This is a genomic window from Tardiphaga sp. (assembly GCF_044336785.1).
GTDB lineage: Bacteria > Pseudomonadota > Alphaproteobacteria > Rhizobiales > Xanthobacteraceae > Tardiphaga.
Genome location: NZ_JBIIOT010000055.1, coordinates 25199 through 34876, shown reverse-complemented (window position 1 = coordinate 34876; position 9678 = coordinate 25199). Strand labels below are relative to the sequence as shown.

Genomic DNA, 9678 nt, shown 5'->3' with positions numbered 1-9678 from the left:
CGGCTCATCATTGGGGCCACCGTCATCAAGGAAATCCTCGCCTTCGTAAGTGCCATCGGGCAGCGCGAGGATCGCCTCGCGCATCTCCGCCTCGGAGAGATCGTGCAGCCGCGACAGCGTGGCGACGAACATATCCTTGCCGTGCTTGCTGCACAGCTCGACGATGCGCTTCTCGCCCGCCAGCGTGCAGGCGATCTGGCCGAGCAGGTCGCCTTCGCAGGATTCGGGGTCGCGGACATTGACCTTCAGGAACTGGACGATGTCATCGCTGACGCCCGCCGCCGTGGCAACGCGGATCGGCGGGATGCGCAGCGCTTCCTGGAACGTATCGATCGCCTTGGCGAGATAGCTGCCGGGCCAGGTGCCGCCGATATCGGGCCAATGCGCGAGGCTGACCGCGAAGGCGACGATGTCGCCATCGACGAACACCGGACGCACCACCTTGACGTCATTGAGGTGATTGCCGCCGAGCGCGCCGAGATTGTAGATGAGCACATCGCCCTGCTCCAGCGTCGATGCCGGCACGACCTTGAGCAATTCGCGCACCGTATAGGCCATGGCGCCGAGATGGACCGGAATGTCGCGCCCCTGCCCGACCAGTTCGCCCTGCGCATCGGTGATGGCCGAGGACAGATCGCCGGCCTCGCGCAACAGCGGCGAGCGCGCCGAACGCGTCATCACCAGACTCATCTCCTCGGCCGCAGCCGAGAGGCCATGACGGATCACTTCGACGGCAAACGGATCCAGCGTCATGACGCCACCTTCGTGAGATAGAGATTGCCGCTGGCATCCGGCGCCGCCTGCCAGCCGGGCGGCACGACGACGGTGGACCAGGCATCCTCGATGATCGCAGGACCGCTGATGGTTGACGCCATGGTGCTGCGGTCGATGATGTCGGTCATCACATCGAGCGCACCGTCGAACGAACATGTGCGCGCGACGGGCGTGACGGCCCTGGCGACCGTGCCGGGACGACCGACCGTGGTGGTCGATGGCTGGCGCGCCTGCACGCGGACGGATTCGATGACGCAGCTTTCCTCGGTGGCGTAGCCATAGAGTTCGCGGTGCTTCTTCAGGAACGCATTGCGCAAATAGGCTGGATCGAGCGGCCGCGTGAACGGCACCGGGATCGCATCGGCCTGCGCGGCGTAACGCATCAGGGCGACGAGATCGACCTCGATAGTGTCGCGCGCGATGCCATTGGCGAGCAGCGGGTCCAGCGCCTGTTCGACCATGCCGTCGATGCGCTCACCGACTTTCGCGAGATCGATACCATCGAGTGCGACGCGCAGCGTCTGCTGCTGCAGGAAGCTGAAATCCGCAGTGAGGCAGCCGAGGGCCGAGAACGCGCTGGAGGCGGCTGGCACCACGATTTCCGTAATCCCGTAGAGATCGGCGAGCCCCGCGGCATGCATCGGGCCACCGCCGCCAAAGGCGAGTAGCGCGCAGTCGCGGCCATCAATGCCGCGCTCCACAGTGACGCGGCGCAGCGCCCGCGCCATGGTGGCATTGGCGACGCGGATGATGCCGAGGGCGGTTTCCTTCAGGCCCAGGCCAAGACCGTCCGCGATCGGCATGATGACACGCGCGGCAGCATCGAGGTCGATGCCGATGCGGTCGCCGAGTTTGGTCTCGGGATTGAGGTAGCCGAGCAGCGCATTGGCATCCGTGATGGTCGGGCGGATGCCGCCACGGCCGTAGCAGGCCGGGCCAGGTTCGGAGCCGGCGCTTTCCGGGCCGACGCTGAGCCCCCCTGAGCCGAGCTTGACGATGGAGCCACCGCCGGCGCCGATGGAATGCACCGCCAGCATCGGCTGCCGTAGCGGGCGATCGCCGAGCAGCTTGCCGTCGGTCATCTCCGCCTGACCGTCGACGATCAGACAGACGTCGGTGGTGGTGCCGCCCATGTCGAAAGTCAGGACGCGCGGCTTGTCCAACTGGCGCGCGATACTGACCGATGCGGCCACGCCCGCAGCGGGACCGGACATCGCCATCACCAGCGGACGGCGTTTCACTGCAGCGATCGGAATCATCGCGCCGGCGGAATGAAACACCTGCAGGCCGGAGCCGATCGGGAGGCGCTCCTCGAGCTCGCTCAGATATTCGACGGCAATCGGCATCGCTGCGGCATTGAACGCCGTGGACGAGGTCCGCTCATATTCGCGGGCTTCGGGATTGATCTCGTGTGACAGCGAGACATGCGGCACAAATCGCCGGATACGCTCGCCGAGCATCTGCTCGTGAACGGGATTGGCATAGGCATGCAGCAGCGAGACGGCGACGCTCTGGACGTCGGCGGCCTTCAGCCAGGCGATCAACCGCTCGATCTCGGCGTCGCCGAGTGCTGTCAGAACGTTGCCTTCGTGGTCGAGGCGCTCGTCCAGCGCGAAGCACAGCTCGCGCGGCACGATCGCCTTGGGCTTCGGCACCACATCCAGGCGATAGAGATCGCGGCGGCGATAGCGCGAAATATCCAGCACATCCTCGAAGCCGCGCGTGGCCACCAGCGCCACTTTTGGCAACCGCTCCTCGACGATAGCATTGGTGATGCGCGTGGTGCCGTGAATAAAGCGCTTCACCTCGCTCTTCTGCAGACCCACGGCTTCGATGGCTTCAAGCATGGCCTGCACCGGCGCCTGCGGCCGCGACGGCACTTTGGCGATACGCACTTCCGCCGTATCGCGGCGGATGGCGATGATATCGGTGAAAGTACCGCCGATATCAGTTCCGATTTCCCAGATGTTGGTCAAAAGCCCAGATCTCTCGCTATCTCAACGCCGGCAGCGCATGGCCGCTGGCTGTCGCTTACTTGCGGCGCAGGTCGCGGAAATCGACCTGACGATGGAACCAGTAGGTGTAGCCGTCGAGCTGCGGGATCATCACCGCGTCTTGATTGGCCTGCCAGAGCAGTGCCATCGGCGCCTCCTTGACGTATTCGGCGATCATCTCCTTGCCCATGGCCTCGTATTTCGCCTGATCCTGCTCGAAGCGTGCCGCATTGGCCAGTCTGACGATCAGTTCGTCATTCCAGGAGCTGTAGTTCCAGCGCTGATTACCGGTGAAGAAGTTACGGAAGAAGTAGTCGGTGGTCGGCAGCCAGGCGGTCGATCCTTCGGTGAAGAAGGGCAGCTTCTTCTCGGTGATCTGCGTGGACATCTGCGAGTCCGGCAGCTTCTGCACCTCGACATCGATATTCAGCTTGGCCAGCGACTCCTTCAGCAGCGCGGCCATCGGCTCGGTGATTGCGGCCGAGCCGACATTGATGCTGAAGGTGGTCTTGAAGCCATTGGCGAATCCGGCTTCGACGAGCAGCGCCTTGGCCTTTGCCAGATCGGTCTTCACCGGCATCGCCTGCGGAAATTCACCGGTCGGTGGCGCGGTCCAGGATGCGCCGAACAGCGGGAAGCCGCGCTTGAAGATCGCCGCCTTGAACATGTCCTCGTAAGGGAGCGCGGCGACGATGGCCTGGCGAACCTTCAGATTGTCGAATGGCGCCATCTGCGTGTTGAAGGCGATCATGGTGAAGCCGTTGGTCTGCGGCGTCGAATCCACCTTCACCTTGCCACGCTGCTGCAGCGTCGGCACATCGCTGGCTTGCAGGTCGATGGCGATATCGGCATCGCCCTTCTCGATCAGATTGGCGCGGGTGGCGGGGTCGGCGATGGTCTGCTCGATCACGCGCTTGAAATAGGGCAACTGACCGCCCGGACCATTCTTCCAGTTGTCGTTACGGCGCAGGACGATCTGCTCGCCGGGCTTGAACGCTTCGACGGTGTAGGCACCGCCCGCGGCGGTGTTGGTCTTCAGCCATTCCTGCGCCCACGGATCTTCCGCAGTCGCGTGCTGCCTGGCGAGCTTGCTGTTGAAGATCGGCGCCAGCGGCGTCGCGAGATTGGCGAGCGCGAGCCGGTCGGCCTTCGGCAGCGTCACGGTGACGGTCTTGTCGTCCACCACCGCAAACTGGTCAGCCTTGGTCAACGAGCCCGTGCCCATCTGGCCGGCAGCGATGGATTTGGCGGTGACCGCACGGTCGAGCGACCACTTGACGTCCTCCGCGGTGACGGGCGTGCCGTCATGCCACTTGGCATCGCGCAGCTTAAAGGTGATCTTCAGGCCGTCAGGGCTGATCTCATAGCTCTCGGCAAGCTCGCCGCGGATCTTGCTGCGGTCGAATACCCAGACGCCATTGTCATCGCGCTTGCGGTCGAAGGCGACGAGGCGATCATAGATGCTCGTGGAGACGCCGAAGGCCTCGCGGGTCGCGCCCGGTGTGGTGGGATCCAGCGTCGGGATATTGTTGCCCGTCACCTGACGCAGCGTTTCCGCCCGCGTCTGCGCCTGTGCCGATACCTGCGCCATCGCCAGCAGCAATGCGCCGCCCATCAGTCCCAACAAACGTCCGCGATCAGCCATCATCTGCCACCGTCCCCTGTCGAACAACGTTCCTGCAAAATCTCGACGCATCAGGCGCATCCGGATAGAGCCAGACTTGTCGGAAAGGACTGGGCCAGATCGCCGGGCGACACGATAGAGCGTCAGCGGAATGTCCGCGTGCCGGGTTGTCGTGCAGGCGCTGCACGCGAATGCAGCAAAGCCCGATGTCAGGCGCTGATCCGAAATATGCTGCAACTGACGCGCGATTGAGGCAGCGACGGCATCGCTGACGAGGCCATGGGACGGCGTAAATGGCCGGACATGATCAATTCGCGGGCGTGCCCGCGATTTCCGTGAATGCGTGAACTGGCGCGATTATTTTTTTGCTGCGCCGAGAATCTTCGCCATTTTCGCGATCAGACGCGGCGCGTCGTCGGCTTTGAGACGGCCATAACCCAGCACCAGCCCGGTATAGATCGGCGCCTCGAGATGGTTCTGCGACAGCGGCTGCACGTGCAGGCCTGCGGCTTTCAGCAGGCGCGCCGCTTCGGTGTCGCTCATCCGCGCCTTGAGCCGATCGGTGAACAGTGCGACGAGATGTAGACCCGTGGCACAGGGCGCCACTATGAGGTCCTCCGGCAGATAGGTCGTGATGGCGGTCATCAAGGCCTGCTGCCGCTCGGCATAGATCTTCCGCATCCGGCGAAGATGGCGCAGCAAGTGCCCGTCCCGCATGAATTCGGCCAATGCCCTCTGACCGACGCCCGAACTGTGAACATCGATGCGGGCGCGGCCCCTGGTGAAGATATCAACGAAGCGTTCCGGCGCGACGATGTAGCCGAGACGCAAGCTCGGCATCATGATCTTGGAGAAGGTGCCGAGATAGATCACCCGCTGCTCGCGATCGAGCGATTTCAGCGAGGCAGTCATGCTGTCCTGATGCCTGAACTCGGAATTATAGTCGTCCTCGATGATCCAGACATCGTTGCGATTGGCCCAGTCGAGCAGTTCGAGCCGCCGTTCCAGCCCCATGCTGATCCCGAGCGGATATTGGTGCGACGGCGTCACCACGATCAGCTTTGCATGCGGCGCACGCCGGATGCCTTCGGCGACACACAAGCCCCTGCCGTCCACCGGCACCGGCACGAGCTTCGCGCCCGCCGCCGTGAGCGACCACTGGGCCTCGACGAAGCCAGGCTCCTCCACCCACACCGCATCGCCGTGATCGAGGATCATGCGGCTGCACAGATCGAGCGCGCTTGACGTGCCCGACGTGACGACAACCTGCTCGGGCGTGCAGACCAGGCCACGCACCGCGCCGAGAAAATCCGCGATCTGGCGCCGCAATTCCGGCAGCCCGGCTGCCGACAGATCGAGGCACTCCTGCCTGTCGGGCTGCTGCGACGTCTGGCGCAACAGGCGCGCCCATTCCCCGAACGGAAAGGTCGAAATATCGGGCGCACCGGGGCTGAAATCGGACTCCCAGTTGGTGTCGTAGGTGAAACCGATCAGCGACTGCCAGCGCTGCGAAATCGGACCGGCAATCCGCGAGGCATCGGTTGGCGCTGCGGGCGGCAATTCCGCAGCCCGGTGCACGGCAGCCACCGATACGCCGCCGCGCGGCATGGAGATCAGATAGCCTTCAGCGTACAGGATATCCCACGCGCTCAGCACCACCATACGCGAGCAACCGAGCTCACGCGCGATCTCGCGCGACCCCAGAAATTGCGTGCCGGCCGGCAGCTGTCCGCGCAGGATGCCGTCACGCATCTGCGCGGCAATCTGCTGAGGCAATGCCACCGGCGACCCGCGGTCTAGACGAATGCCGATCAGCGAGATCCGTCTTCGCGGTTTGGTGGAGTTTCGCATAAACGAGCCCAGGATGCGGTCGGGGTGGACGCCTCCTGACACCTAACAGCCCGGCAAGATGGGCGTCCACATCGCTCTGCAGGGCCGGCCCGCTCTAGACAACGCCCTTCTTCCTAAGCGTGTCGATCCGCTCGCCGTCATAGCCGATAGTGGACAGAATCTCATCCGTATTGGAGCCAAGAAGCGGCGGGGCGCGATATTCGGTGACGGGCGTGCCCAGGAACGTCAGCGGATTACGAACCAGCGAAAGTGCCGGCTCGAAGGGATGCTCCGAGGTCACGCGCATGCCGCGGGCCTGAACATGAGGATCCGCAAAAACCTGATCGAAATCGTTGATCGGACCCGACGGCACGCCGACGGCCTCCAGACGTTCGAGCCAGTACGCAACAGGCTGCTTCAGGAAGAGACCAGCGAAGATCGCCATGATCTCCTTGCCATGCACAACGCGATCATTGTTCTTCACGAAGCGCGGATCTTTCGCCAGGTCCGGATCTCCGAGCACGGCGCATGTCCGCTGGAACTGGCCGTCATTGCCATTGACGATCATAATCTCGCCGTCGGTGCACCGGAAGACACCCGCGGGCATGCCGCCATTGCCCCAGGTGCCGCGACGTGGCGGGACCTTGCCGCTCATGAGATAGGGTTGCAGCCAATGCGACAGCGAGGCGATCACGGTGTCGAAGAGACAGGCATCGACATGCTGTCCCTCGCCATCGTTGGCATCGCGATGATAGAGCGCCGACAAAACGCCGATGGTGGAGTTCAGGCCGGTCATGTAGTCCACGATCGACGGGCCGACCTTCATCGGGCCCTCGCCCGGCTCGCCATCGAGATGGCCGGTGACGCTCATGAGGCCGCCCATCGCCTGCAGGATCGCATCGTAGCCGGCACGCGTGGCATAGGGACCTGTCTGTCCGAAGCCCGTCACCGAGCAGTAGACGATGCGCGGATTGATGGCCTTGATTGCATCGTAGTCGAGACCATACCGCTTGAGGTCGCCGACCTTGTAGTTTTCCAGGAACACGTCGGCCGTCCTGGCGAGTTCGCGAATGATCTCCTGGCCTTCAGCCGTCGCCACATTGACCGTGACCGACTTCTTGTTGCGGTTGGCGCAGAGATAGAAGGAATTATCCCTCCGGCTGCCATCCGGACCGGTCAGATAAGGAGGGCCGAAAGCGCGGGAATCGTCGCCGGTTCCAGGGCGTTCGATCTTGATCACTTCGGCGCCGAAATCGCCGAGCATCTGCCCGCATATCGGGCCGGCGAGCACCCGCGTCATGTCGATAACCTTGATGCCCGAGAGCGGGAGAGCCGGCATGAATTCCTCCTGTTATGTTGTTCGTCCCGTCGGCCACGGCGAACATGTAAAGCGAGCGCTTACAGGAAAATCACCCCGAGTGCACTGCTTTCTGAGCATGAGGGCTATCCCATTCAAGCAGGCACGGGATCGCGCTCCCGGTTGATGATGCCGAGAATGTCGCGGGACGTCAGCGTCTCTCGGCGATGGTTGCCGCAACGCTCGTGCGGCAGTGAACGCATAGAGCATAGGACGACAGCTCTACGCCATAAGCGGCCATTCTCGAGAACGGCAATCAGTTTCGTGCGAAACGTAACATGCGTTTAGGACGCGCGATTGAGGAAGCCGGATCATATAGGCAGCCAGGCCGGGCGGATGAAAATCATGCGCGGCCAAGATAGGCCGCTATGACGCGGGGATCGCTGGCCAGACCCCGGCTCGCCCCCTCGATGACGATTTCGCCGCGCTCGAGAACATAGCCATAGTCCGCGACCGCCAGCGCCATACGCAGGTTCTGTTCGACAATGAGCAGGGTGATGCCGCCCTCGCGCAGCTTGCGGATGGCGGCGAAGATCTCGCCGACGACGCCTGGCGCAAGGCCAAGAGAGGGCTCGTCGAGCATCAGCAGCGCCCGCTCGCTTATCAGCGCCCGCCCGTCATTATACATCTGCGCCTCATCGTTGACCGGTAGTCTAGAGCAATTCTGCTGCGACCGTAGCGGGCTTGCAATGTCCTGCGCTCAAGCCGTGCATTGTGTGCACACGCACCGGCCCGACTCGCCAGCGATGGCCAGCACTGCGGCAGTAAAACTGCCAGCACGACTGGAGAGGCGGCCAGAGATAGGCCCCGCGATCGAACGCCTCGAGTGGTTTTGGCCCAGTATCTAAGGCGATCCGCGACAAACATCAGCAAGCAGCCAGTGCGTCATATGGCGGTGACGGCAGTACAAGCGAAGGATACAGTCTAAGATTATGCCGCCCCGCGACCACTTGGCCGTACAATCCGGGTTCGCCGACGCCCTTCCGTTATCCAATTCAACTGAACCGGACAACGGCCTTGACGGCGCGGCCATGCTCGCTGTCCTCAACGGCCTGGTTGATCTGGTCGAAATCGTAGAACTTGACCAGCTTGTCGAACGGAAAGCGGCCCTGCTTGTACAGTTCGACAAGGCTTGGAATGAAGAGGTCCGGCACCGCGTCGCCTTCGCAGATGCCACGCACCTTGCGACCGAGCAGCAGGCCCCATGTATCCAGTCCGATTTCCGAACCGAAAGCCGGAGCGCCGATCATGCCACATTCCCCCATAATCCGGATGGAATCGACCGCCTGACGCAAGGCCGTGAGATTGCCTGATGTCTCCAGCGAGAATTTTGCACCAAGACCACCAGTGAGATCACGGATAGAGGCGACCGGATCGATCTTGGTCGGATTGATCACATGCGTGGCGCCGAGCTCCTTGGCCAAAGCCAGCCGCTCTTCGTTGAGATCGATGCTGACGATCACCGCGCAGCCGGTCACCACGGCTCCGAGAACCGCCGACAATCCGACCGAGCCTGCGCCATAGATCACGATGGAATCACCGGCGCGTGGCCCTAGCGAATTGATGACCGCCCCGGCGCCGGTCTGCACGCCGCAGCCCAGCGGCCCCAACAGTTCCAGCGGCACGTCGGACGGCACTTTCACCACGCTGCGCTCATGTCCGAGCGCATAGGTGCCGAAAGACCACTGGCCGAAGAAGCTGCCATGAATGACCTCCTCCCCCTTGCGCATGGTCGGATTGCCATCCATCCGCGCGAAGCTGAAATTGGCCTTGAAGAAATCGCGGCAATACATCGGCTGGCCCGTCTTGCAGGTGTCGCAGGTCCCGCAATGATGACAGCTCATGACGACATGATCGCCGGGCTTGAGCTTGGTGACCTTGCCGCCGACCTTCTCGACGATGCCAGCACCTTCGTGTCCATAGACGGCTGGAAACGGCGCCGGCACGACCTGGTCACGCGGCAGGGTGTCGGTATGACAGATGCCGCAACTGACCATCCGGACAAGGACCTCGTCCTCGCGCGGCTCATCCAGTTCGATCTGCTCCAGCGAGAATTTCCCGCCCTTCTCCCGCATCACGGCTGCTGTAATCTGCATGGC

7 protein-coding genes are annotated in these 9678 nt (G+C 63.1%); all 7 read right to left on the bottom strand.

Going from position 1 to position 9678, the window contains the following annotated elements:
* The coding region (locus tag ACIQ2A_RS16380) for a hydantoinase B/oxoprolinase family protein (protein ID WP_398481044.1) at nucleotides 1-753 on the bottom strand (753 nt) is incomplete at its 3' end.
* Nucleotides 750-2750, bottom strand: coding sequence for a hydantoinase/oxoprolinase family protein (locus ACIQ2A_RS16375; RefSeq protein ID WP_398481042.1), 2001 nt, complete (start codon nucleotides 2748-2750; stop codon nucleotides 750-752). The genes ACIQ2A_RS16380 and ACIQ2A_RS16375, both read right to left, overlap by 4 nt.
* Nucleotides 2751-2805: 55 nt before the next feature.
* Nucleotides 2806-4416 (bottom strand): ABC transporter substrate-binding protein, encoded by a 1611-nt coding sequence (locus ACIQ2A_RS16370; RefSeq protein WP_398481040.1) that lies wholly within the window; start codon nucleotides 4414-4416, stop codon nucleotides 2806-2808.
* A gap of 333 nt (nucleotides 4417-4749) precedes the next feature.
* Nucleotides 4750-6174: a PLP-dependent aminotransferase family protein gene (locus ACIQ2A_RS16365; RefSeq protein ID WP_398481038.1), complete on the bottom strand. Its 1425-nt coding sequence runs from the start codon at nucleotides 6172-6174 to the stop codon at nucleotides 4750-4752.
* Between the two features lie 163 nt (nucleotides 6175-6337).
* Nucleotides 6338-7561: a CaiB/BaiF CoA transferase family protein gene (locus tag ACIQ2A_RS16360; protein WP_398481036.1), complete on the bottom strand. Its 1224-nt coding sequence runs from the start codon at nucleotides 7559-7561 to the stop codon at nucleotides 6338-6340.
* A 361-nt stretch (nucleotides 7562-7922) separates the two neighbouring features.
* Nucleotides 7923-8162: a hypothetical protein gene (locus ACIQ2A_RS16355; RefSeq protein WP_398481034.1), complete on the bottom strand. Its 240-nt coding sequence runs from the start codon at nucleotides 8160-8162 to the stop codon at nucleotides 7923-7925.
* A gap of 412 nt (nucleotides 8163-8574) precedes the next feature.
* Nucleotides 8575-9675 (bottom strand): NAD(P)-dependent alcohol dehydrogenase, encoded by a 1101-nt coding sequence (locus ACIQ2A_RS16350; protein ID WP_398481031.1) that lies wholly within the window; start codon nucleotides 9673-9675, stop codon nucleotides 8575-8577.
* Nucleotides 9676-9678 lie beyond the last annotated feature (3 nt).

Bases quoted from the DNA above. Each gene is read 5' to 3' on its own strand.
- ACIQ2A_RS16355 (WP_398481034.1), bottom strand. From the start codon at position 8,162: ATGCTCGACGAGCCCTCTCTTGGCCTTGCGCCAGGCGTCGTCGGCGAG.
- ACIQ2A_RS16350 (WP_398481031.1), bottom strand. From the start codon at position 9,675: ATGCAGATTACAGCAGCCGTGATGCGGGAGAAGGGCGGGAAATTCTCG.
- ACIQ2A_RS16370 (WP_398481040.1), bottom strand. From the start codon at position 4,416: ATGATGGCTGATCGCGGACGTTTGTTGGGACTGATGGGCGGCGCATTG.
- ACIQ2A_RS16360 (WP_398481036.1), bottom strand. From the start codon at position 7,561: ATGCCGGCTCTCCCGCTCTCGGGCATCAAGGTTATCGACATGACGCGG.